Source organism: Carnobacterium alterfunditum DSM 5972, from assembly GCF_000744115.1.
Taxonomy (GTDB): domain Bacteria; phylum Bacillota; class Bacilli; order Lactobacillales; family Carnobacteriaceae; genus Carnobacterium_B; species Carnobacterium_B alterfunditum.
Genome location: NZ_JQLG01000004.1, coordinates 455,200 through 480,301, shown reverse-complemented (window position 1 = coordinate 480,301; position 25,102 = coordinate 455,200). Strand labels below are relative to the sequence as shown.

Here is a 25,102-nt window from a genome sequence, read left to right as displayed (position 1 = left end):
CATCATCATTCTACCTGTTTAATTGAAACTAATGGACCGTCTGCAGAAACTTGCCGGCGGTCATTTTTTATGTAGTAGACAGGAGGAATTAGTATGTTACAAGTGAAAAATTTAACCTTGCATCATTTAGGGGATTTGAAAGAGATCATTAAGGATTTGAGTTTTACAATCAATCCTGGAGAAAAAGTAGCCATCATCGGTGAAGAGGGAAATGGTAAGTCAACGTTATTGAAATGGATCTTAGGAGATAAAAGTATTGAATCTTACATTCAAGCGGAAGGAGAATTGATCAACCAGTTCAGCCGCACCGTTTATTTGCCACAATCTTTGCCGCAAAAATATATGGAATGCACGGTTGATCAGTATTTCTTCGGTCAAGAAGATGTTATGGATATTGATTACCAAAAACTTTATCAATTAGTGGGTCAATTGGGATTTGATGCGGACCGATTAACAAGCTCACAACAGGTAGGCAGTCTATCCGGTGGTGAAAAAATAAAAGTCCAACTCCTAAAAGCACTTTCGACAGATCCTGATTTGCTATTACTTGATGAGCCTTCCAACGACTTGGATCTTGATACGGTCAAATGGCTAGAGCACTTTATCAAAACTACACCACTAACAATCATTTTTATCTCGCATGACGAAGCTTTGCTTACAGCTACGGCAACTAAGGTCATTCAGATAGAGCTGTTACAGCATAAGACGCTCCCAGTTGCCACAGTATCTAATTTACCGTATAAAGCATACATCGAACAAAAAGAAGCTCGATATGAACACCAGTCTCAAGTTGGCAACAAACAGCGTGAAGAGCACCAAAAACAAATGGAAAAATACCGGCAAGTTGAGAGCAGTGTACACCATGCACAAGGGGCTATTTCAAGACAAGATCCATCTGGAGCACGCTTACTCAAAAAGAAAATGCATGCAGTAAAATCGATGGGGAAACGGTTTGAGCGCGAAAAAGAAAATTTCGAAGATATTCCACTAAAAGCAGATGCTATCTTAGTGAAATTTTCAAACACTAAACCACTGCCTGCAAATAAACCGATTCTCCATTTGGAAGATGAGAGTGTGAAACTGGGGGATGAGATTTTAGCCCACTCACTAAAATTGTTGGTCAGAACTCCTCAAAAAATAGGAATCATCGGACAAAATGGAATAGGCAAAAGTACACTATTAAAACAATTGTGGACAGAATTAAGCCAACGCACAGATATTGCAGCTGGGTACATGCCGCAAAACTATGCTGATTATTTGCATATGGATGAAACGCCGGTTGAATTCCTTAGTGAGACAGGAGATAGTGAGGAACGAACGCAAGTGATGACTTATTTAGGAAGCATGAGGTTTACGACTGATGAAATGCATCACCCGATCCAATCACTCTCAGGAGGGCAACAAGCCAAATTATTGTTGTTAAAAATAGATTTAGCAGGACAGAACGTATTGCTATTAGATGAGCCTACACGAAATTTTTCACCGCTATCTCAGCCAGAACTTAGAACATTATTTAAAAATTTTGCAGGTTCAATTATTACTATTTCGCATGATCGGATGTTTTTAAAAGAAGTCTGTGACCAGGTATTTGAATTGAAAAAGGATGGGTTTATTAGAATAGAGATGGAGTAGCCTTTTATAAGCAAACTGGCTGCTGTGAAATTTGTGGTTTAAGTGGTTGTAATTGTTTACCGTTGCTAGCTTTATTTAGGCGTTTTTACATTGTTAGGTAGTGATTGTATTTCAAATGTTCGCACATGGATCCTTTCTTCTTTTTATTACAACAGCTAAACGTGTATACTGTGAGTGAGAGCGTTTTAATGAGTATAAAAAAAGAGGGGGATTTTTATGAAAAAAAATATCTCTATACTTTTAGTGTGTTCAAGTTCATTACTTTTTGGATGTCAAAACGACGGGAATAACTCTTCAGAAGAAAGCAACACTGCTATTGCAGATGACGGCACTGTCGTTACGATCGTTCCAGAAGATCAAAGGATCTATATCGATGAAGATGTTTTTATTTATGGAACAGGCTTGTACAAAATAGCTGGAAATAAAGCCGATAAAATGAATCAAAAAGACGAAATAAAAGTTGACGGAAAAAATTGTTATTTATTATATGTTTTCCCAAATGCAGATGATGATTCTAAAGAAGACTTATATTATGAAGAATACTGATAAACAGCACCGTTAAGGGAGTGAGTTAAATGTCAATAGAAACAGGTATGAGTATTGATGTAAATGTTTATGAGGTAGTAGATTTTTACGCTGATGTGTTCGAGGTAGAAAAAAATGAACAGATAGCCTATGATGAAAATATGATTAACGCTGATGTGGTTCTTTTTAATAATGAAATAAACCGATACGATAAGCTTAGAGAAAACGGTCAGCTAGAAATGGAAAAAAGAATCAAAGATATCTACCAAACTGAAATACATGAAATCCCATAAATCAATGGGTATAAAACCTTGTTAGTTTAAAAAAATTTCAGTAGCTAAAAGAGAATAAAAAATCATTTTAATAATGACCGCAAAAAGGTTAGAGTAAAATCTAATCTTTTTGCGGTCTTTTCTATTTAATAAATTTGAATGAGTTTGTAGACTTATAAAAAACACTATTACCATAGTAAAATCAGTACATAACAATTCTCAGCCAAGAGTAAATCTTATTTGAAAGAAGAGAATTAATTTGATAGTACATTTCTATTTGAAGCAATGCTTATGATATTCAAAGTAATGGTTACAACAAGAAGTACCGCTGTGACCCAGTTTAAAGTACCTATCGTATCCATAATTGCAGATAGATCATTTATTTCAACTAAATAATTGTTATAAGAAATTTGAAACCATAAAGCTATTGCACAAGCTCCCATACTGAATAAAATCATGAGAGAATTGCTATTCCCAATTTTTTTATGCCGCATAATATTAAAAATAGGGATGATCCAAGCAATCGATCCAAGAACTAAGCTACCCCAATTAAGCCAGCCGTAATCAAATGAATTCAGCATAATAATCTCCTTTTCATATCTTTATTATGTAGCTGCTTATAAAAATATTTTTGATCCCTATTATAACCTAAGATTAAAGAATTAGGTATTGCTCAGCTGATCAAAGGGGGGACAAATAATAACATTTATTCTCGCCATTAAATATTCATTTTCATATTTTCCTTTTCTTATTGCTGCAAGCCGTTTAAGTCCTTCTTTTTCAAAACCAAATTTTTCATACAAATGGATAGCGCTCTTGTTGTCTTCAAATACAGTAAGTTCAAGTCTAACAAGCATTAACCAGTTGTCTGCTACGTCTATAAGTGCAGCTATTAAAGCAGTACCAACACCTTGATTTTGATAATCTTTATGGATCATTATGCCTATGCTTCCACTATGTCGCGTACGATGACTACCATTTACAGATAACCCAGCAGTTCCTACAATTATTTCTTCATTGTTAGGAAGTTTTGAAATAGCGACAAACTGGTGTTGGTTAGCGTCCATATTAACAACAAAATCTTCATTTTGTTGTATTCTCTCTGAAGGTATCCCTAAAATATTTTCAAATACTCCTGGCATACGTCTTAAATCATTTAAACCTTTGCCATCTCCACTATTAATTGGTCTAATATAAAATTCCACATTTATTCCCCCTCAAAAGATATTAATAGACTAATTATATATAAAACTACCGATATTTAATAATTTTATTATACACTTGAATGGTTCATATTTCTTTAAATACAATAATGTCATAAAAATTAAAGTAGCATAGTTAGGTATAAACTTGTGTATCTTTATTAAGAATCGTTTGACTTTACAAAAAAAAAAAAACTGATATTGTTAAGATACCCATTAAAGAATGGGTTGTAACATGCATAGTAGAACAGTCAGTTTATATTTTAATACAAATTTCAGGAGGTAAGAAAATGGACATTGTTTATGAGAAGAGAACAGATAAAAACTTAGAAGAAGCTATTCAATCATTAGAAGAAAATTTAAAAGAAAATAGTTTTGGAATATTATGGCAATTAAATTTTAAGGATAAGCTTGCTGAAAAAGGACTAGAGTTAAAGGATGATTTTGTTGTCTTAGAGGTATGTAATCCAAAACAGGCGAAAGAAGTATTAGAAAAAAACATTCATATAGGATATGTATTGCCGTGTAAAATGGTAGTGAGAACAGAAGGTAATAAGACTTATATGGGAATGACAAGCCCCGAAAAACTTATTAGTTTATTTGACGAATCAGAATTAGATGAAGTTGCTAAAAGTGTTGAAATGGCTTTGAAAAAAGCTATCACAGCATCCATCTAATCATCTTTAGTTGGATGTTGCAACTAAAGGGAGTAGGGAAATCAATAAAAAGTTACTTTAAATTTCTGACGGAATAGGATTTGCTTGTAGCCTAAACTGAAGCACTGAGGGCAAATAACGCCCAAGTGTATCATGTTTGCAAGCTGCTAAAGCAGCAACCAACCATGACAACTTCCTTTTAGGCTTCAGGCGCTTCCATGGCTCTCCACAAGCAAACCCGTTATTCCAGAAGAAATCTTTTTAGAACACCAACACCTTTTTTAAACAATATGTATATAACAAAAAGAAGAGTCCGTTCATCTAAAATGGACCCTATAGAATGGACACCAAAAAAAGGTGCTCTCTATAGGGTCTATTTTTGTATACTGATATAAAGAAGAATAGGTTAATACTTGCACTTCGTGCAGAAAGGAGCGGATAAATGTCAAAATTAACATTTACACCAGAACAAATTCAAATTTTAAAAGCAAACCCATACGTTAAAAATGTATCGGAGAAAAGTATTACTTATTCCGATGAGTTTAAACGCTACTTTGTTTCAGAATCATTGGGTTCAAAAACGGCTAAGCAACTATTTATTGAAGCTGGATTTGATCCGGAAATGATTGGTAAAAGTAGGATAAGATCATTCGCTGGTAAATGGCGAAAAAGATACCGTGATAATGGTGTTTTGGCATTGAAAGATACACGACAAGATTGTTCAGGCAGACCTCGAAAAACACCATTAACACTTGAACAACAAATTGAAAAGTTACAGGCCAAAATCCTATTATTAGGACAAGAAAATGACTTGTTAAAAAAATCAGAATGGAGCGAAAGGAGGCCAGAAAACAGCGAAAAGATTAGCAGAATCTTTTCAAGGATCCATGAAATGAAAACCAAGGGTTCCTATACAGGAACCCTCATAGATGCCTGTAAAGCGTTGGGTGTTTCTCGTTCAGGTTACTACAATTATGTTAAAAGTTTAGACAGTAGAAATGCACGTGATGAGGAAGATCAAGTCTGGAGAACTCAAATTGAAGAAGCTTATAACTACCGTGGTTACGAGAAAGGTTCTCGAAGTATCGTAATGTACTTCCTAAACGTTCTGGGCATTACCGTCAATCGTAAAAAAGTACAGCGCCTGATGAGGAAATTTAATATCTTCTGTCCTATTCGTAAAGCAAACCCCTATAAAAGAATGGCAAAAGCCACCAAAGAACACAGCACTGTTGAGAACAAGTTGAAACGTCAGTTTGATCAAGGAATAGCCCATAAAGTTTTATTAACAGATATCACTTATTTACCTGGAACCGGCGGGTTTATAGGTTATTTATCAACTGTAAAAGATGGAACAACGAAAGAAATTCTAGCTCACTATGTGTCTGACAGTTTAAAACTTGATCTTTCATTAACAACGGTTGATTTATTAATGAGTGCCCATAGCACAACGCTACATAAAGATGCCTTTATCCATTCAGATCAGGGAGTCCATTACACCAGCCCTAAATTCCATAAGAAATTGGCTGATAATCAGTTAGGGCAATCCATGTCCAGAAGAGGGAACTGTTGGGATAACGCTCCACAAGAGTCGTTCTTTGGACATTTGAAAGATGAAATAGAGTATAAAGATTGTGGGAATTTGGAAGAACTTCGAGCAATTGTGACTGATTATATGGACTATTACAACAATGAACGTGGACAATGGAATCTGAAAAAACTGCCCCCTGTTCATTACAGGGAGCAGCTTTTATTGAGTGTTTCATGAGGTCTCTTTTTTAAAATGTCCTTGACACAGGGTCCATTTCATTCAGTTTCCTGATAAACAGACCCTTTTTCTTTTATCTTTAGACGTTCGATGGTTCTTAAATTTTTTCAGCTACTTTGAAAGGATCCATTCCAATGAGTTTGGTCTTCAATACTTGATCAATACTTTCATGATCTACTTTAGGATGGATTTCTTTTAATAATTCTAGGGTCTTTTTTGCTCCCTGATCCATCGAATGCGCTCCTGAAATCAGTAGAATATCATCTACATTCAATTGTTTAACACCAAATCTCAGAGTATCTTCAAGTCCCTTAAAAAAAGCAACTTCAATGTTATTCTGTTTCATCACTTTCAAGAAAGCTGCTAATTCTTCATCTGTAACTTCATCATTTTTGGCGGCATGTGATGGCGCCGTCGTCAGAATGATCTTAGCAACGTTCATTTTATGGAACCATTCTGTTAAAGACTCTGCAATTTCGGTGCTGTGTGCAGGACCGTTACTTCCTCTGATTGCATGTACAAGGTGCAGCTTATTATAATCTAAATGACTGATGGTCTCCATGCATGAATCAATGTTGTTTTGATTCAACAACAAGTCATCTATTACTTTAAATTCTTTATCATAGAGCATCTGGAATCGTCTCTCTACACCTCTAAATTTTTTGATTCCTTGCTGGATATCCTCGATTGGTATATCATTGACCAATCCTGTAACAAGCGCTGTAAGGGCATTATAGATAGAATGATAGCCTGGAACCGACATTTCTAAATCGAAACTTGTTATATCGATTTTTTTTCCACTTAGGGTGTTAAAAGGTTTTAGAATAGACACTGTAAATGATGGTATGCCCGAAGAAAATTGAATATTTGAGACGGTTATCGTACCAGACTTATTTTCGATTCCGAAAGTAACAACTTGAGCCTCTGTTTCTTTTTCTAAAGGGATAAGCAGCGGTTCATCAAGATTCAAAATAGCGGTACTTTTTTTAGAGGCATTTCTTATCAATGATGCTTTAGCATCAAAGTAAGCATCAAATGATTCATGCAGTCTGATATGTTCTGGACTGATATTCATGAAGGCTACAACGTCAAAGTCAGTATTATGAACGCGTTTAAGTTCCAGTGCTGAGGAAGAAACTTCCAAGGAGACATGTGTGATTTCATGATCTCTCATTTTTGCAAAATGCTGTTGCAAATCATAAGATTCGGGGGTAGTTAATCTACTCATTTCAATCTTTTTATCGATTTTAACTAGGATAGTTCCTATTAAACCAGATTTCAATTGATAGGCCTTGAAGATCTCATCTATCATGTATGTAATCGTCGTCTTCCCATTAGTAGCAGTTACGCCGAATATGCTCATCGAATTAGAAGGATGAGCAAAAAAATTACTCGATAAAATAGCCAAGGCTTCACGACTATCTGAGACTTTAAGTTGAAGAACATCCATGCCTTCAATAAATTGTTCGACGACGATAACCGTTGCACCTTGCTTTGCAGCATGTCTTGCATAGTTATGTCCATCTGTTTGGTGACCTTTAATACAGACAAATAATGTATCTGCAGCGACTTCTTTTGTGTGATAGGCAATTTTTTTAATATCGATGTTATCTAATTCTTTTTTAAGTTGATTGGGGCGGATAGAGTCGATCTCTACCGATGTTAATAAGTCAGTTAGGTTCATAATAATCGTTATTCCTCCAGTGATTGTGTGCATAATCTGATAAGTCATATTTTTGGGAAAGATTACACCTATTGATACTCATTTTACCATTTTATCTGCTAAATGTCATATCATCTGCTCACTGAAAATAAATTCCTATCCACTCATGCTATGAAACACAGTTGATTTGATTGTCAAGCACTATTGTTCTCTATACCAAATTAAGGCCTTTTTTTCCAGTTCTTTAACAAATTTATCTTTACCATTTGCATATGAGTCAATGTCATCGGGGAATTTTATAGCCAGCTCTTCTTTTAAATTTCCATATTTTTCTCTTGCTTCATGATGTGTTCGAAGGTAAGCCCTTACCGCTAAATGACGATCGATCTCATTTCTGTTGTCGCCTTGGAATACATGTATATGGTGTGTTCTAATATCGCCATCTTTCCTGAAAAAGCGTCGTCCTTCTATGCCGTTTTCCCCAAGTGCTTCATAGCCAATTTTGGTCATATTGATAATGAGTGAGTCAACATTTTCAATATGCTTCACAATTGGCATGATATCAATAATTGGTTTAGCTTTTAAGTTATGCACAGGAGTACTGCCAACATGGTGAATAGTCGTTAATTCTTTACCAAAAATATCTTTGATTTTTTCAGATTCATCTTTGAATAGTTGTGGCCATTTTTCTTTATAGTCTGCTACTTCAATTTTCATAAGTATTTTTCTCCATTCTTAAAAAAAGTAGTAGAAAAATATTTGCAAGTATAATATCTAATATAATACCTGAAATCATATGAAAATTATGCATCACTTTTATAAGAGGAGGGGCGTTTAAAACATAGTAACAGGTAATTCAACTATCTTTCGGAAAAAAGGGGAATTATTAAAGAACTCTCGATCCGCAATCCAAAAAGATTGTGAGTCGAGAGTTCTTTTTTTATATTAGACGATGGTTCGTTCTTCTGCAGTTGCAAGTGTGATACTGACACCATAATGGTCAGAAATAATTTGATTGTTTTTGCCATTAAAAAAGACTTGTGAGGCATCAACTTCAGAAGGGTGATTTGTAAAAATGAAATCGATTCTTAACTTTTCGTTATTTTCAGCCCAACCGTCAATGTTTTTTTCGACGGTGTACCCTTTATCCCGTTTCTCTGCCAGATGGAAAGTATCAAACCAGTCTCTGGTCACTAATTCATAACCTTCATTGATTGTTTGTGCTGGATTATTAAAATCACCCATCAAGTAAATTGGTCCGAGCAACGATTTGAAAAAAGCTGAGCACACTGCCCATTGCTCTTTAAAAGAATCATCTTCATCATTCCACCAACCTAAATGAAGGTTGAAGTACCAGCTGTCTTCAATTTTAATGCCTAATACAGGACGCGTTTTATAATTATCAAACGCTCTGCTTTTGGAAGCATAAAAGGTTTTGATTTCTTGGATCGGATGAAGGCTCAAAAAGGCTAAACCTTCATCATAGATATCGTAGCCGATGTGAGCTGGCTGCCAAGTCCAAACATATCTTAAGCCTGCTTGTTCTAATTTTTGCTGTACAAGAAAAGCAAAATTGTTTTGCTTGATTTGGACAGTAGGGTCAGCCGCTTGATAAGCGAACTGATTTGACAGATCAAGAACAGATCCATCGATAGATTGATTTATTTCTTGGAAAGCAATTACGTCAAATTGATTAGTTAGAATGGTTTCGACAAGCGTATCTAACTTATCATACGGTTGTTCTTCTAACCAACTGTGGGTGTTTAAAGTTAATAATTTCAACTATTAGTCTCCTAAAGCATCCAGGATATCTGACTTCAAGACGTCAGCTTTCGGACCATAGACAGCTTGGATGCCGTTATTTTTTTTGATCAATCCTAAAGCGCCTAGTTTTTTCCAGGCAGGTTCGTCACCGACGATTGCAGGATCTTTTACAGTAACCCGTAAACGAGTCATACAAGCATCAACATCAGAAATGTTTGTTGGACCTCCTAAAAGAGCGATGATATTTTGAACTTGTGCACTTGCTGCGGGAACAGATTCTCCAGTTGTAACAGCAACCGAATCAGTGTCTTCAATAGAAGCTTCATCAATATAGTTGCCTAAACGACCTGGTGTTGCAAAGCTGAAACGACCAATCAAGTAATAAGAAACAAAATAGGCAAGTCCAAAGAAAACAATGCTGCTTAGGACAAAGTTAATGACATCCCACATCAGACCAGCATTGACGGACATTGGGATCCGAGTTAGAAATTCCAAGTTTCCAAACGAATGAACACGTAATGGAATAAGATCAGCTAAAGCGAATGAAAATCCTTGAAGCACGGCATAAACAACATACAATAAAGGTGCCGCAAACATAAACATAAATTCAAGCGGTTCGGTAACACCTGTTAAGAAGACTGCGATAGCTGCTGAGAAAAAGATAGATTTATATTTTTTGCGTTTATCAATATCTGTTCGACGATACATAGCTAAAGCTACACCCAATAGTGTTCCACTAGCTCCGATCATTTGCCCAACCTTGAAACGAGCAGGAGTGATAGACGTTAATAAATCATTATAAGCCGCCGTATCGCCACTATTTTTTAAGTTTACTAAATCACTTACCCAAGCTAACCACAATGGGTCTTGGCCAAAAACTTGAGTGCCAATGTTTGCACCTGTCAAGATCGTATAAGTTCCGCCAAGAGCAGTGTAGTTTACTGGGATGGTCAACATATGATGCAATCCAAAAGGCAACAAGAGACGTTCTAATGTTCCATAAATGAATGGTGCTAGAATAGGAGCTGTGTCGCCAGATGTAGCGATCCATTGTCCAAAGTTGTTGATCCCCGTTTGAACGATTGGCCAAAAAATTGCTAAACCGATAGAAACGATCACAGACCACAAGATGACTACGAAAGGAACAAAGCGTTTTCCATTAAAGAAGGAAAGAGCTTCTGGTAATTTACGGTAGTTATAGTATTTGTTGAAAACGATCGCTCCAACAAAACCTGAAATGATCCCGATGAAAACACCCATATTTAAGGCAGGAGCACCAAGGACAGATGTAAAGTACCCGTTGACTAAAATTTCTGAACCAAATAAGGTTTTAGTTGTAGCGCCTTCAGTAATCAACATGTCTGCTGATACACCAAAAATAGCACCGGTAGTAACGTTCATTAAAATAAAGGCTAACAATGCGGCAAAAGCTCCACCAGCTCGTTCTTTAGCCCAGGATCCCCCGATAGCAGCGGCAAAAAGAATGTGTAGATTCCCAATGACACCCCAACCCAAGCTTTCCATCACATTTCCTATGACGGCTAGTAATTGAACATCGCCTCCAAACATGACGATCATTTTTCCGATACTAATCATTAAACCTGCAGCAGGCATAACAGCGATAACGACCATTAAAGCCTTTCCAAGTTTTTGCCAAAAATCAAATGAAAACATTTTCTTCATTTTTGTTCATCTCCTCAAATAGTATAATCAATGCAAACGATTGCTTTGATTATAACCACTAAAAATATAACTTGCAAGCGATTTCTAGAGAAGTGAACGAAATTAGAATGTTGTTACCGGTAACAGGATATCTCACTGCAAAGGCATTTTAGAAAGTTTCATCTATAGTACGTTATAGTAAATAGAAATAGGATTTTCCTTTAAATGAAATTGACAACGCAATCGTTTGCGTTTATGATTGCGGTAGAACATTAAAAAGTCTGCTGTACAGTTTAAAATATATGGATCAAGCAGGTCGAGGAGGAAGAAAAATGGGGAATAAACGATTATTTGAATTAGACGAATGGAAAATCACAACACAAACATTAGATAAAAAACAAAGACGATTGCAAGAAAGCTTGACCAGTATTGGAAATGGATATATGGGTATGCGAGGGAATTTTGAAGAACGCTATTCAGGCGATCACCATCAAGGCAGTTATTTAGCAGGTGTATGGTATCCGGATAAAACGCGTGTTGGCTGGTGGAAAAACGGTTACCCTGATTACTTCGGTAAAGTAATCAATTCGATGAACTTTATCCAATTGGATTTATTTATAGATGGAGAGCCAGTAGATTTGTATACCGATACCATTCGTGAATTTGAAATGGAGTTAGACATGCAGACGGGGATCTTATCGCGCCGGTATATCGTTGAGAAGAATGAGAAGCAAGTGCAGGTTGAGGTTGAACGTTTTGTTAGTATAGCTCAAAAAGAATTATGTGCGATTCGGATGAATGTGACTAGTCTGAATGAAGCCGTTGACATACGTTTTGTTCCAGGTCTAGACAGTAATGTTACGAATGAAGATTCAAATTATGAAGAAAAATTCTGGCTTCCAGTAATGGCAGTCAAAGACACATTGATGGTTGAAACAAAACCAAATGATTTTGGAATTGAACAATTTACAGTAGCTGCTACGATGTTAAACCGCACTGTCGGCGTTGAAAAAATCTGTGATACTGTATCAGATATGCGGGTCAATGAAGAGTTTGCTGGGAAACTAGCTGTAGGAGAACAAGCATCTATTGAAAAGTTGGTTATTTTAACAACTTCGCGAGACAGTTCAAAAGAAGAAGTAGGAACACGCAGCCAAGCATTGAGTGTTGACTTAATCCCTTTCTCTTTTGCAGAATTAAGAAAACAACATGCTGAATTATGGAAAGAACGTTGGGCGAAAGCCGATGTGGTCATCGGAGGCGATAGTGCTGCGCAACAAGGGATCCGCTACAATTTATTTCAACTATTCTCAACTTATTATGGTGAAGATGAGCGTTTAAATATTGGACCAAAAGGCTTTACGGGTGAAAAATACGGTGGAGCAACATACTGGGATACAGAAGCGTACGCCGTTCCATTGTACTTAGCTTTGGCTGATCAAAAAGTGGCTAAAAATTTACTGACTTATCGACACAATCAATTACCTCAAGCTGAACACAATGCGCGCCAACAAGGATTAAAAGGAGCACTTTATCCAATGGTGACATTCACTGGTGTTGAATGCCACAATGAATGGGAGATCACATTTGAAGAAATCCACCGTAATGGGGCAATGGCTTATGCTATTTACAATTACACGAATTATACCGGTGATGAAAGTTACTTAGTGGATAAAGGATTAGATGTTTTAGTGGGAATCAGCCGTTTCTGGGCAGATCGTATCCACTATAACCAAGGAAAAGACCAATATATGATGCACGGTGTCACAGGTCCGAATGAATATGAAAATAATGTTAACAACAACTGGTATACAAATACGATGGCAATTTGGACATTGAACTATACGTTGGCGGCTTTAGAAAAAGCTCCAAACAAAAAAGACGCGTTGACTGTAACGGAAGCGGAATTAAATGAATGGAAAGCAATCATTGCAAAAATGTATTATCCGTATGACGCTGAAAAAGGCGTATTCATCCAACACGATACCTTTATGGATAAAGATTTGCGTCCAGTTACTGAATTAGCTCCAAGTGATCTGCCATTGAGTCAGAATTGGTCGTGGGATAAAATCTTGCGTTCGCCTTTCATCAAACAAGCCGATGTCTTGCAAGGTATTTATTTCTTTAAAGAAGAATTTACGAAAGAAGAGAAACAGCGTAATTTTGATTTTTATGAACCAATGACAGTTCATGAATCAAGTCTTTCACCAAGTATCCATGCAATTTTAGCAGCAGATCTACACCGAATGGATAAGGCTGTTGAACTATATGGCCGTTCAGCTCGATTGGATCTAGACAATTACAATAACGATACGCAAGATGGGCTGCATATTACATCGATGACGGGCAGCTGGTTAACGATCGTGGAAGGCTTTGCTGGTATGCGGACGGCAAATGAAACATTGGCTTTTGCACCATTATTACCAACAAACTGGACTCATTATGAATTCCATATCAATTATCGAGGACGCTTATTGAAAATCAATGTATCTCAAACGGCTACAACGATTGAATTAGTGACCGGTGAACCGCTAGAAATGAAAGTCTACGAAGAAGTTATTTCATTAAAAGATCAATATACTTGTGCAACAACTACTGCAACAGCAGTAGCAGTAGTGAAATAGGAAGGTGGAAACGAAATGAAAGCTGTATTATTTGATTTAGATGGGATCCTGACAGACACAGCCAATTATCATTACCAAGCATGGAAGGCGTTAGGTGCCGAATTAGGAATTGAAATAGATGAAGCATTCAATGAACAATTAAAAGGCGTCAGCCGAACCGATTCTTTAGCTTTGATTTTGGCTAAAGACGGCTTAGAAGAAAATTTTTCAAATGCAGAAAAAGAGGCCTTAGCAACTAAGAAAAATGATGTCTACAAAAAAATGATTGAGCAAATGTCTGCTGCTGATATCTTGCCTGGAATCAAAACCTTATTGTCTGACCTAAAAGCTAAAGGTATTTTATTGGGGTTGGCTTCAGCAAGTCAAAACGGACCCAATATTTTAGAGAAATTAGGCTTGAAAGACTTCTTCGATACGATCGTAGACCCAGCTAAATTAGCTGCAGGAAAGCCTCACCCAGAAATTTTTGAAACAGGAGCTAAGCAATTGAATGTATCCGTTCAAGAGTGCATCGGGATCGAAGATGCAGCGGCAGGAGTTCAATCGATCAATAGTGCTGGTATGGCAGCAGTAGCTGTTGGAGACAAGACAACATTGAGAGCAGCTGCTAAAGTTGTTGCTTCGACCAATGAGTTGACTGCAGATTTATTGACCGCTGTTTGGGCAGAGTCTGTTGAAGTTTACTAAAAAGCGATTCGGTTGGATAGCCGATCAAGAGATAACAGAATACCAACTGACCACTACACAAGGTGCTGTTTTTAAGTGCTTAAATTACGGAGCGATCGTGTCCGGTATTGAAGTACCTGATAAAAACGGAAACTGTGAAAATGTGGTGTTGGGCTTTGATACTCTTGAAGAGTACATTGAGGATTCGCCCTACTTTGGTGCGTTAGTTGGACGAGTAGCCGGACGAATCAAAAACGGAACATGGGAAACCTATAAATTGACTCAAAATGAAGGGCCGCACCATATTCATGGTGGTCGGGCCAATTTCAGTCAAATTATATGGGACACTGAAGTAAATGAAGCTGCCGATTTTATCGATATTATCTTTACCCATAAAAGTCCAGCTGGAGACAACGGGTATCCAGGAAACTTAACGGTAAAAGTGGTTTATCGATGGACTGAAAAGGCCGTTTGGACTATGGATATTCGAGCAGAGACGGATGCAACAACATTGTTCAATCCGACGAACCATACGTATTTCAACTTGAGCGGGTCAGCCAAACGGACTATTTTAAACCATAAATTGCAAATTGCCAGCGCTGTTTATGCTGAAGTTGGAGCTGATAAATGCCCGACGGGAAGGTTGATCCCAGTTGATGGAACACCTTACGATTTCCGAAATTCTATTTTCATAAGCGAAGCATTAGCAAAACAACCTACTGGCTATGACACACCTTTTAAATTAACCACTGGAAACGTGTTGTTAAATGAACCAGAAAGTGGTCGACAAGTGGCGATTCGTACGACTAGAGAAGCAGTCGTCGTTTTTTCGACAACCGGAATGGATGAAGAATACATAGTGATGGGCAAAAAAATGTGCAGTCACTTAGGAATTGCTCTCGAAACGCAAGAGTTGCCGGACGCTGTTCATCATCCTCATTTCCAATCAATCGTTTTAAAACCAGGAGAGCAATACTTTTCACAAACAACCTATCATTTTTCTGCTTGACAGTCTTGCTAATCGTTAATTTCTAACTTATGATAAGAGAAAGAAACAAAAACAATACAGGTTGAGGGAGTGGGCAGATGGCGATCACGATTAAAGATGTTGCAAAAAAAGCAGGTGTGGCGACCTCAACCGTTTCTCGAACGATTCAAGATCATTCAAGTATTAGCGAAAAAACGAAGAAAAAAGTTCGTTTGATAATGAAAGAACTTGGGTATCAACCTAATTTGGCAGCACGAGGATTAGTGAATCAAAACACCCAGACGATTGGAATTGTTTTGCCTGTATCGGACGGGTTAGTCTTCCAAAATCCTTTCTTTTTAGAAATGATTCGCGGTATCAGTAAGACCTGTAATGAAAAAAAATACATGGTGGCTATTGCTTCAGGGACAACAGAAGAAGAATTATTAGAGAGTATTCGAATGATGGCAAAAGGTGGTCGAGCAGACGGTTTTATCGTCTTATATTCTAAAAAAGAAGATCAAGTGATCGACTATTTGTATCAGGAGAAATTGAATTATGCCATTATTGGAAAACCTTATCAGCATGAAAATGAAATCTTATATGTCGATAACGATAACCAATTAGCCGGAAAAGATGCAACAAATTATGTGATTGGGTTAAATCATCAAAAGATTGCCTATATTTGTAACGACATGGATGAAATGGTTACAGCTGAACGTTTATCGGGCTACCAACAGGCTCTGACGGCAGCGAATATAGCCATTGATCCAACTTATGTTATCGCAGAAGCCTTTAAAGGAACAGAGTATAAACAGCGATTGGCAGCATTATTTCTTGCTGAGGAACATCCCACAGCAGTAGTAGCGAGTGATGATATAGTAGCTATGAGTCTAAGTAATTTTTTGAAAGATATTGGATTATCGGTGCCAAATGATGTTTCGATTATTAGTTTCAATAATTCTATTTTTGCTGAAATGATCCAACCAGCGTTAACTTCGATCGACGTCCATATTGATTATTTGAGCAGTCAAGTAGTGGAGAAATTGGTTGAATTTATCGAAGGCAGACAAACAATAGCAATGAAAGTTATCTTGCCGCACAAGATCATTGAACGAGATTCGTGCAAAAGTAGAACAGAATAAAACCAAAAAAGGACATTCTTATCTAAAGAATGTCCTTTTTGGTCGATAATTTTTTAATGTTAATAGCTTTGATCCAATTACTTATCCAAATTTCTGGCGGAATAGAGCTGCTTGTAACCATGTTAAGGATTCAATGAGAATTACACAACGTTGGCGCTTCAGCGATTACGGTGTGTTTGAAGCTTGAAAGCTGGAAGACTTCTCTTTAGGCTTCAAGCGGTGCCATGGTTTCACGAGCAAACTCGTCCATTCCAGAAGAAATTTTTTTTGAATCACCCATACTGTTTGAACTAGAGCTTAAAAAAAGTAACACTACTTGTCACATAACTTAAAATACCTACCAAGCTAATTTTGGTAGGTATTTTAATGTAGCATAACTTTTAGCTAAACCAAATCGAACGTTCTCTAGTAGCACTTTCAAGTGAATCAGAAGCGTGAACAGTATTTTCAGCCATACTAAGACCATACAGAGCACGAATCGTATTGTCTTGGGAATCTTCAGGATCTGTTGTTCCATTCAATGCCCGAACGCGACTGATGGCATTTTCACCTTTTAAAACAAGAGCAACCAATGGACTTCTTGTAAGATAAGAAACTAAGCGGTTGAAAAACGGTTTCCCACTATGTTCTGCATAATGTTGTTCTGCCATTTCTGTAGAAGCGTTGATTAATTTCATATCAAGAACTTTCAAACCATTTCTTTCATATTCTACTAAAATGCTCCCAATTAGGTTTCTTTCTACCGCGTCTGGCTTGATCAATACAAGCGTTTTTTCTGTCATTTCCAATCATCTCCTTTAGAAGTTTACTTAATAAGAGTTTAACACTATCTGTTTCTTAAGGGTAGAAAGAAAAAGATATTTTAAGGACTTTATAGATGTTATAAAGGGATAAAAGTAATCATTTTATAAGAAGGAGTAATTATCTTTTGAGGATCCGATTATGTAATGGAAATCAGACTACTCCTTAGCACCCTCATTTACTCAACAATCGTGGAACACCCTGATATCTGTTATGTGGAATCAGCTTTCTGTTCCGGTTTTGTAATCTATGTAATGAAATCGCATACTTTTGGCTATTTAAGAGAATTTTCTCATTTAGAAGTAACAAAAATAGACGTCGTTTTTTCGGTAGGATATACTAGTTGAGAGACGGACTCGTAGGATAGTGAGTTCGATGTACGAAATGGAAGGTAAGATAAAATGAAGACGATTACGATATTGATTCCCGCATATAATGAAGAAGCAGTAATTGACAAAATGTATGAAAAATTAGACAGCGTTTGTGGAGGTTTACCTCAGTATCAATTTGAATTTCTATTTGTTAATGATGGAAGTACCGATAGAACACTTGAGCAGATAAAAGCTTTTAAACAAAATGATCCACGTGTGCAATATGTAGATCTATCCCGTAATTTTGGAAAAGAACCAGCTATGTTAGCAGGATTTGATTACGCTAATGGCGATGCTCTAATCACTATCGATGCTGATCTTCAGCAACCACCAGAGATGTTTGCTGAAATGATCCAATGGTGGGAAAAAGGCTATGACGATGTTTATGCCGTTCGAAAAGAACGCGAAGGGGAAACATGGTTAAAAAAATGGACATCTACTATGTATTACCGAGTACTGCAAAAGGTTGCGAAAGTAAAAGTTTATCCTCAAGCAGGCGACTTTAGATTGTTAGATAAAAAATGTATTCAAGCGTTGACTAAGCTTAGAGAGCATGAGCGTTACACGAAAGGAATGTATGGTTGGATAGGATTTAAAAAGAAAGAAATTTCTTATATAGCAGAAGCTAGAGCTGGTGGAGAAACAAAATGGAACATCTCAGATTTGATGAATTTAGCATTGAATGGGATCACCTCCTACAGCACGATCCCTTTAAGGATCTGGTCAATTATCGGAACCAGTATCTCAATACTTTCCTTTATCTATTTAGCTGTTGAAATTATTCGCACAGCTTTATTTGGGGCAAATGTGGACGGATATCCTTCTTTAATTGCTGGTATTTTATTTTTAGGCGGTATCCAACTCATTTCACTTGGAATTATTGGTGAGTATTTGGGTCGTGTTTTTATCGAAACGAAGGAACGACCAGTTTACTTTATTCAAGAATATTCAGAAGGAGAAACTGAAGAGGATGAAGCAGTCCCCGACAAACTAAAAGAAGCAAAGAAAGCGATGGATGTAAGAGATGACAAAGATAAAAAAGCTCATTAGTAAATACGACGAAGTAATTGGTTATTTGGTTTTCGGAGGTCTGACAACCGTTGTAAATATTGTTGTTTTCTATTTATTTGATTCTATTCTTGGAGTGCATTATTTGTTTGCAAATGCCATCACCATTATTGTTTCAATTTTATTTGCTTTTTTTACCAATAAAAAATATGTGTTCAAATCAGCCACGCCGACTTTTCAATTGTGGCTGAAAGAATTTAGTTTGTTTGTCTCTTTTCGTTTATTGTCAGCTGTTTTTGATATGGGAAGTATGTGGCTGCTAGTTGATGGATTGGATCTGGATGCGAACTGGGCAAAAATCATCACACAATTTATTGTTGTGGTATTGAATTATGCGTTCAGTAAATTCTTTATTTTTAAACAAGGAGAGTGAATCAGTTGTTAAAAGACCTTGGCGAGAACCTATTTGAAGAAAAGAAAATCACTAAACGGACTTTTGCTCTCTTTACTGGGTTGTTCTTGATCATGATCGTCGGGATCTACAGTTACTTTGTAGTGATGCAAAAATCGTTTATTTGGCAAGGAGACGGTTTTTCACAGCACTATTTAATTTTCAAAGATTATCTCGCTTTAATAAAAGACTACTTCGCAGACCCCTCAGTTGGGTTACCATTTTGGGACTGGACAAATGGAATGGGTGCAGACGTACTAAGTGCTTACGGGTATTATGTGATCGGTGATCCGTTTGTTTATCTTGGTTTGCTATTTCCTACAAGTATGACTGAACTTGCTTTTCATGTTTTGATACTGCTGCGTCTTTATTTTATAGGTATGGCCTTTTTGTTTTATTGTCGCGAGATGCAGGTTGGCAGTTCAGGTGCTTTAGTTGGTTCAATGATGTATACCTTTACTTTCTATGTCATTTTAAATGTCACTCGGCATCCTTTTTTTCTTATGCCAATGCTGTTTTTCCCGTTGTTGTGTATTGGGATCGAAAAGATTCTCCACAATAAATCAAATACAGTATTCATAGTCGCCATTTTTCTCAGTGCGTGCAGCAATTTTTATTTTTTTTATATGTTGAGTGTATTGATTTTTATCTATGCTGTTATACGGTATTTTCAGCTTTATGGCAAAAAGACCATCAGACATTTTCTGACGTATGTCTGGACATCCATTTATTCTTATCTGATAGGATTAGTGCTCTCAAGTGTATTATTCGTCCCAATCGTAGGGGGATTCTTACAATCTTCAAGAGAGCCAGGAGAATTTGCAAGCGGATTGCTGATTTATCCTACTAAATACTATTGGTCATTAATTTTAAATGTATTCGTTTCTGAACGGTATTTATGGACAGTATTTGGCTTTTCTTCCTTTGCTTTATTATTGCTGCCGATGCTGTGGATGAAGCGTAAAGAATTCGGCTTTATTTCTGGAAGCCTAGCTTTATTTGCCGTAATATTGCTATTGCCGGCATTTGGCTCCATAATGAATGGCTTCGCTGGTCCATATAACCGATGGACCTTTGCTATTCCTTTATTTATTTCATTGGGAGCTGCGATGCTTTTCAATAGTCGCTTCAAATTAAAGAAAAAAGAATATTCAGCAATGGGAGCGGTGCTCCTAGTATACAGCGGAGCAATTGTTCTGATCATGCAAGTTGTCGGTTTTAAAACAGCTTATGTTGCTCCCTTGATTTTTGCAGGAATGATGTGGCTGTTGCTATTTTCAGCAAATAGACAACAAACTAGGAAGCCGTTAACAAGGCGTTCTAAGTGGCTCTATTCGGCCTTTTTATTAGTGGTTATTATGGTTGATTTAGGTTTTAGTGCTATGGATTACTATTATCCATGGGGACAAAACAAGATAGAATTATCGCTAGACTACGGAACGGTAGATGAAAATTACTTATCAACCTTTGATGGGCTAGAGCAAGAACTGCCACAAAATCAAGATATCTCTCGCATTGGAGTCACGAGTAAGGATAATCATGTGAAAAACCAGATGATCATCCTAGAAGAAATGGGATTGAATTCATATTTATCGGTTTCAAATGGATTTATTTCAAATTTTGCCCAACAATTAGAAACAGGGCAATTTCAACTTATTCAGCCCTTAAGGAATGGTTTTGACGATCGCCAAATCGCCAATAATTTTTTAGGCGTTCGTTACATTCTTACAGAAAAAGAAAATGAAGCCTATCTTCCATACGGGTATGAAGTAGCAGAAGACCTTTCTGATAAGAGTTCCTCTTTTATTGTAGCTGAAACAAAAAATTACTTTCCTTTTGCCTATGCCAATACGACTTATTTAACCTATGAATCGTTTAGACAACTGAACCCCATTGAGAAAGAGCAGTTCTTATCGTATGGAGTTATTGTAGAGTCAGAAGAAGGAGATACGACCGACTTAACATTATTTGATCAGCCATTAGAGGTCAAAAGTGAAGACTATCAATTGGTCTCAAATGATCCAATTAAAGCTAGTGTTGAAGAAGAGAAAATAATAATAAAAGAGAGTAACGGGAAAGTTGAACTAATAGTAGATGACCCAACCGCTCTACAAAATACTGAAGTCTATGTTTATTTAGAAGGATTAGATTTTACGCCAAGTACAAGTGATCCTTTGACAAGAACACCGACTAGTTTTACTGCTAAGGTAGCATTAGGCGAACGAAAAAAAGCGATTCGCCAATCAGACGTTTTAAGTTTTAGTTCTTATATCAAACGTTCAGAAATGTTGTTTAATATGGGGTATCAAGATGAAAATAGCAAAGAAAAAACGATTTCGCTTCAATTTTCTGAAGCAGGAGAATACGCATTGGAAGACATTACGGTATTTGTCGTTCCGAAAGATGCAGGTTATTCAGCTAGAGTTGCAGAAAAAAGAGCCAATCAATTAAATATAGAACAATTTACGAATAAAATGGTTAGCGGCTCAGTGACAATGACCGAATCTTCTATCTTATCCACAACGATTCCCTATACTGAGGGTTGGAAAGCAGAAGTGAATGGTAAAAAGGTTGAAACGATTCTTGTTAATGAAGGGTTTATTGGACTTCCGTTAGAATCTGGAACTTCAGCAGTCACGTTTACGTACCAACCACCATTTTTGATCGTAGGGGCTTGGCTTTCTTTAGTAGGAACAATAGCATTAGCAGTAAACCACGTATTTTGGAACAAGCACTAAAAAAGCTGAAAAAAGAACAAAAGTGAGTATTTTTCACTTTTGTTCTTTTTAGTTTTCTCTTAAAGTATGAACTCGATGGATGTATTCAAATTCTGAGAGGTCTTCTACTACAGAAGCAATAGATTTCGTATCTGGCAAGCTGATCGTATACAAGTTGATGTAACTGTTTTTTTCGGCACTCTTTGTATTTACACTGTAATCTAAGCCTAATATATTGATATTCATGTTGGCAAAGTAATTGGTCAAAAACTTTTTGGTCTCTTCGCGATTGATATAATAAATCTCAATTCTTTTTGAAGTTTGGACCCGAAATATTTTTTTGATGACACGTAGAATAAGTAAAATAATCAAACTGCTCATAAGTGCTAAAAAATAACTTCCCATTCCGACGGCTATGCCTAAACCGGCAATTGTCCAAATAGAAGCAGCCGTAGTCAATCCTACAACACTCTTTCTGGTTACAATGATCGTACCTGCTCCTAAAAAACCAATTCCACTAATAATTTGAGCCGGCATCCGTGTCATATCTGTATTTAAAACTTGATTTAAACTTGGCTCATTTAGGGCCATTTCAATCGTATTATAGGTTACCTGTAATTGGACTAAAGTGATGATACAGGCACCGACACACACCAATATATGCGTCCGCAAGCCAGCATCGTGACCTCTTATTTCTCGTTCATATCCGATAATACTCCCGAAGACAACAGCCATTACTAAGCGGAGCATAATTTCACCGTATTCCAATTCAAACATATAACTACCTGCTTTCTGGAAGAACAATGCAAAATGAGATTGTTCTATTTAGTATGAAGGAAACAAAAGGATCCACAACTCATTCATTTCTGAATGAATCGAGTCTGTAGCTAAAAATCAAATAGGTAAATCAGAGTGTTGCGACTCCGTAAATAATCAGACGAGCTAGTCCAGCAGCAAGCATGACATAGATAGGATTGATCTTTGTTTTTCGCAGCAAAACCAAACCAACAATAAACAAAACCAAAGAAACTAAATCTAATTTAGCCCATTCAATTGGAAGAGTATCTTTATTAAATAAAGCAGTCAATAAAATTGACAATCCAGCAGAAGCAATTAAAGCAACAACGGCAGGGCGTAAGCCTTTAATAACTCCTTGTACTAAAGAAAGCCCTTTGTATTTATAATAAAAAACGGCTAGCACTAAAACGATAATAACAGAAGGTGTGATACACCCCAAGGTAGCAAAAATCGATCCAGGTATTCCAGCTACTTTTGTGCCGACAAAAGTAGAAGCGTTCAAAGCAATTGGACCAGGTGTCATCTGTGAGATCGTTAAAACGTCAATGTATTCGGTGTTCGTCAACCAGTCGTTCTTCTCGATCACTTGCTCTTGGATCAAAGGCAACGCGGCATAACCACCACCAAAACTTAGAGCACCTACTTGAAAAAAACTCCAAAATAATTGCAAATAAATCATTTATTTTAGTCCTCCTTTGGTTTTTTGTGATTCTTTATAGGTCGTATAAGCCCCTATTGCTCCACAAATAAACAAAATGACGACAATGTTGATCGAAGTAAAAGCGGCTGCTAAGAAAGAAAGCACCATAACGACAATTGGTAAAATCTTCTTGTCTTTTGTTATGCCACTCACCATAGTGATGACAACATTTGCAATAACAGCAGCGACACCAGCCTGCATACCAAATAATACAGCATTCACAATTGGATTATCGCGAAAAGCCAAATAAAAATAGGAAACAATGGTGATAATGATCAATGGAGGTAAAGAAGTGCCGAGTACAGATAAAAGAGCTCCGCGAATGCCAGCCATCCGATACCCTATGATAATAGAAGCGTTAACAGCAATAGGGCCTGGAGCTGATTGAGCAATGGCAACTAAATCAAGCATTTCCTCTTCGTCGATCCATTTCAATTCATTTACAAAACGTTTTTGCATTAGTGGAACGATCACGTACCCTCCACCAAAAGTAAAGGTACTCAAGGTAAAAGTGGATAAAAATAAGGTCCAATAAAAGGTTGCATCTTTTTTCAATAAATCCCTCCTAAAAAATCATACAACCCCATTATACCTTATCCAATCTGAAATGAAGAATAATTTGCAAATCGAAAAAAACCGAAAAATTTTTTTTGTCTTTTTACTCTTAGATAAAAAAATGAACTTTAATTTGCAAAAAAATTGAGAATAATGAATAATAAGAAACAACCTCTAGATTGAATCACCTAAATAGCTTTACTCTAAAACAATAAAAAACTATAAAAATTAAAATCAACGATTAAGGCGGTATATTAATGCAAAAAAATGAACTCAAATTCCCCGGGCTAAATGTCAGCATTAAAGAGGCGCAAAACGTGCAGTTAGAAATCCTATTAGAGTTTGATCGATTATGCAAAAAAAATAAAATCCAGTACCAGCTATTCTCAGGAACATTAATTGGAGCAATCAGACATAACGGCTTTATTCCTTGGGACGACGATATTGATGTTTGCATGTTAAGAGAAGAGTACGATCGATTTTTAGAAGCCAGTAAAAAAGATTTAAATGAAAGCTATTTCTTACAAAATTACCATACAGATAAAAATTTCCAATCACAGTATTCAAAAATCAAAAAGAATAATACACGCTATATTGAAGATCTCGTTCAAGATGTGGATATGCACCAAGGGATTTTTATAGATGTATTTCCCTATGATCATGTAAGGCCTCAGACATTAAAAGGCAGAGCTCAAAGAATTGCGATAGATCAATTAAAAATAATGAATTATTGTAGAGTTATGAGGGTGAATGATAGTGAAGAGAAGAAAGGTTTAAGATTAACTAAAAAAGCTACATATTATTTATTAAAAGCTATTCCTAAAAATAAAATGGATCGTCTTATTACAAAACTTGTCCGTGCATTTAACCATAAAGATGAAAAATATGTAGGGGAATTAAGTATTTCAACGGGCAAACGGATGTATGATTCATTTGTCATAAAAAAAGAGTTTTTTTATGATTCAATTGATTGGGATTTCGAGGGACACAAATTTCCTATACCGCGAGCATACGATGAAATTTTAACAAAAAATTATGGCAATTATATGGAAATGCCGTCTTTAAAGGAACAAGAGCCCCATCACGGGATTATTGAAATCAATTTCAATACAAAAGAATAAAAATGTTGTGCGAGATTTATTGCACAACAAGAAT

23 protein-coding genes are annotated in these 25,102 nt (G+C 36.5%); 13 read left to right on the top strand and 10 right to left on the bottom strand.

Annotated elements, in window-relative coordinates; translation table 11 throughout:
• Nucleotides 1-93 precede the first annotated feature (93 nt).
• From BR50_RS02730 to BR50_RS02720, 3 genes are all read left to right on the top strand, one after another.
• Nucleotides 94-1,632: an ATP-binding cassette domain-containing protein gene (locus tag BR50_RS02730; RefSeq protein WP_034546009.1), complete on the top strand. Its 1,539-nt coding sequence runs from the start codon at nt 94-96 to the stop codon at nt 1,630-1,632.
• Nucleotides 1,633-1,848: 216 nt separating this feature from the next.
• Complete coding sequence (locus BR50_RS02725; protein WP_034546007.1) at nt 1,849-2,178, top strand: hypothetical protein; 330 nt, start codon at nt 1,849-1,851, stop codon at nt 2,176-2,178.
• A 29-nt stretch (nt 2,179-2,207) separates the two neighbouring features.
• Nucleotides 2,208-2,450, top strand: a complete 243-nt coding sequence (locus BR50_RS02720) for a P-loop NTPase family protein (protein ID WP_034546004.1) — start codon at nt 2,208-2,210, stop codon at nt 2,448-2,450.
• A gap of 233 nt (nt 2,451-2,683) precedes the next feature.
• Here BR50_RS02720 and BR50_RS02715 read toward each other — a convergent pair whose 3' ends face one another.
• Together BR50_RS02715 and BR50_RS02710 are read right to left on the bottom strand one after the other, a co-directional pair.
• The gene (locus BR50_RS02715) at nt 2,684-3,010 is read right to left on the bottom strand and encodes a hypothetical protein (protein ID WP_034546002.1); all 327 of its coding nucleotides are present in this window, start codon (nt 3,008-3,010) and stop codon (nt 2,684-2,686) included.
• Between the two features lie 81 nt (nt 3,011-3,091).
• Nucleotides 3,092-3,634 (bottom strand): GNAT family N-acetyltransferase, encoded by a 543-nt coding sequence (locus BR50_RS02710; protein WP_034546001.1) that lies wholly within the window; start codon nt 3,632-3,634, stop codon nt 3,092-3,094.
• 287 nt (nt 3,635-3,921) lie between these two features.
• Here BR50_RS02710 and BR50_RS02705 point away from each other — a divergent pair, with 287 nt between their 5' ends.
• Nucleotides 3,922-4,308, top strand: a complete 387-nt coding sequence (locus tag BR50_RS02705; protein WP_034545998.1) for a DUF302 domain-containing protein — start codon at nt 3,922-3,924, stop codon at nt 4,306-4,308.
• A 421-nt stretch (nt 4,309-4,729) separates the two neighbouring features.
• Nucleotides 4,730-6,055: an IS3 family transposase gene (locus tag BR50_RS02700; protein ID WP_034545653.1), complete on the top strand. Its 1,326-nt coding sequence runs from the start codon at nt 4,730-4,732 to the stop codon at nt 6,053-6,055.
• Nucleotides 6,056-6,152: 97 nt separating this feature from the next.
• On the opposite strand, the gene BR50_RS02695 is transcribed toward BR50_RS02700, so the two are convergent.
• From BR50_RS02695 to BR50_RS02680, 4 genes are all read right to left on the bottom strand, one after another.
• Nucleotides 6,153-7,739 carry a Mur ligase family protein gene (locus BR50_RS02695; protein WP_034545996.1) on the bottom strand — a complete coding sequence of 529 codons (1,587 nt, stop codon included), beginning with the start codon at nt 7,737-7,739 and terminating at the stop codon, nt 6,153-6,155.
• Between the two features lie 180 nt (nt 7,740-7,919).
• Nucleotides 7,920-8,435 (bottom strand): GrpB family protein, encoded by a 516-nt coding sequence (locus BR50_RS02690; RefSeq protein ID WP_034545993.1) that lies wholly within the window; start codon nt 8,433-8,435, stop codon nt 7,920-7,922.
• A 228-nt stretch (nt 8,436-8,663) separates the two neighbouring features.
• Nucleotides 8,664-9,500 carry an endonuclease/exonuclease/phosphatase family protein gene (locus BR50_RS02685; protein WP_034545991.1) on the bottom strand — a complete coding sequence of 279 codons (837 nt, stop codon included), beginning with the start codon at nt 9,498-9,500 and terminating at the stop codon, nt 8,664-8,666.
• 3 nt (nt 9,501-9,503) lie between these two features.
• Nucleotides 9,504-11,165, bottom strand: a complete 1,662-nt coding sequence (locus BR50_RS02680; protein ID WP_034545989.1) for a PTS transporter subunit IIBC — start codon at nt 11,163-11,165, stop codon at nt 9,504-9,506.
• Nucleotides 11,166-11,476: 311 nt separating this feature from the next.
• Here BR50_RS02680 and BR50_RS02675 point away from each other — a divergent pair, with 311 nt between their 5' ends.
• From BR50_RS02675 to BR50_RS02660, 4 genes are all read left to right on the top strand, one after another.
• Nucleotides 11,477-13,768 (top strand): glycoside hydrolase family 65 protein, encoded by a 2,292-nt coding sequence (locus tag BR50_RS02675; protein WP_034545987.1) that lies wholly within the window; start codon nt 11,477-11,479, stop codon nt 13,766-13,768.
• A 15-nt stretch (nt 13,769-13,783) separates the two neighbouring features.
• Nucleotides 13,784-14,455: a beta-phosphoglucomutase gene (gene pgmB, locus BR50_RS02670; RefSeq protein WP_034545985.1), complete on the top strand. Its 672-nt coding sequence runs from the start codon at nt 13,784-13,786 to the stop codon at nt 14,453-14,455.
• On the top strand, nt 14,442-15,443 hold the full coding sequence (locus tag BR50_RS02665; protein WP_034545982.1) for an aldose epimerase family protein: 1,002 nt from the start codon (nt 14,442-14,444) through the stop codon (nt 15,441-15,443). Before pgmB ends, BR50_RS02665 begins: the two co-directional genes overlap by 14 nt.
• 77 nt (nt 15,444-15,520) lie before the next feature.
• The gene (locus BR50_RS02660) at nt 15,521-16,546 is read left to right on the top strand and encodes a LacI family DNA-binding transcriptional regulator (protein WP_034545979.1); all 1,026 of its coding nucleotides are present in this window, start codon (nt 15,521-15,523) and stop codon (nt 16,544-16,546) included.
• 380 nt (nt 16,547-16,926) lie between these two features.
• Here BR50_RS02660 and ndk read toward each other — a convergent pair whose 3' ends face one another.
• Complete coding sequence (ndk, locus tag BR50_RS02655) at nt 16,927-17,328, bottom strand: nucleoside-diphosphate kinase (protein ID WP_034545977.1); 402 nt, start codon at nt 17,326-17,328, stop codon at nt 16,927-16,929.
• A gap of 420 nt (nt 17,329-17,748) precedes the next feature.
• Here ndk and BR50_RS02650 point away from each other — a divergent pair, with 420 nt between their 5' ends.
• Genes BR50_RS02650 through BR50_RS02640 form a run of 3 tightly spaced genes read left to right on the top strand, consistent with a single transcriptional unit; the run spans nt 17,749 to nt 21,915 of the window.
• Entirely contained in the window at nt 17,749-18,768 is a 1,020-nt protein-coding gene (locus tag BR50_RS02650; RefSeq protein WP_034545974.1) for a glycosyltransferase family 2 protein, read from the top strand.
• A complete protein-coding gene (locus BR50_RS02645; RefSeq protein ID WP_034548902.1) occupies nt 18,752-19,159 on the top strand; it encodes a GtrA family protein in 408 nt (135 codons plus the stop codon). Before BR50_RS02650 ends, BR50_RS02645 begins: the two co-directional genes overlap by 17 nt.
• Nucleotides 19,160-19,164: 5 nt before the next feature.
• Nucleotides 19,165-21,915, top strand: coding sequence for a YfhO family protein (locus BR50_RS02640; RefSeq protein WP_034545972.1), 2,751 nt, complete (start codon nt 19,165-19,167; stop codon nt 21,913-21,915).
• Between the two features lie 48 nt (nt 21,916-21,963).
• On the opposite strand, the gene BR50_RS02635 is transcribed toward BR50_RS02640, so the two are convergent.
• The 3 genes from BR50_RS02635 to BR50_RS02625 all read right to left on the bottom strand — a co-directional run bounded on the left by BR50_RS02635 (nt 21,964) and on the right by BR50_RS02625 (nt 23,947).
• Entirely contained in the window at nt 21,964-22,671 is a 708-nt protein-coding gene (locus BR50_RS02635; RefSeq protein WP_034545969.1) for an MgtC/SapB family protein, read from the bottom strand.
• A gap of 130 nt (nt 22,672-22,801) precedes the next feature.
• On the bottom strand, nt 22,802-23,371 hold the full coding sequence (locus BR50_RS02630; protein WP_034545968.1) for a chromate transporter: 570 nt from the start codon (nt 23,369-23,371) through the stop codon (nt 22,802-22,804).
• Complete coding sequence (locus tag BR50_RS02625) at nt 23,372-23,947, bottom strand: chromate transporter (protein WP_034545966.1); 576 nt, start codon at nt 23,945-23,947, stop codon at nt 23,372-23,374.
• Nucleotides 23,948-24,204: 257 nt separating this feature from the next.
• Between BR50_RS02625 and BR50_RS02620 the strand changes: the two genes are divergently transcribed.
• On the top strand, nt 24,205-25,068 hold the full coding sequence (locus BR50_RS02620; protein ID WP_034545964.1) for a LicD family protein: 864 nt from the start codon (nt 24,205-24,207) through the stop codon (nt 25,066-25,068).
• The last annotated feature ends 34 nt before the right edge of the window (nt 25,069-25,102 follow it).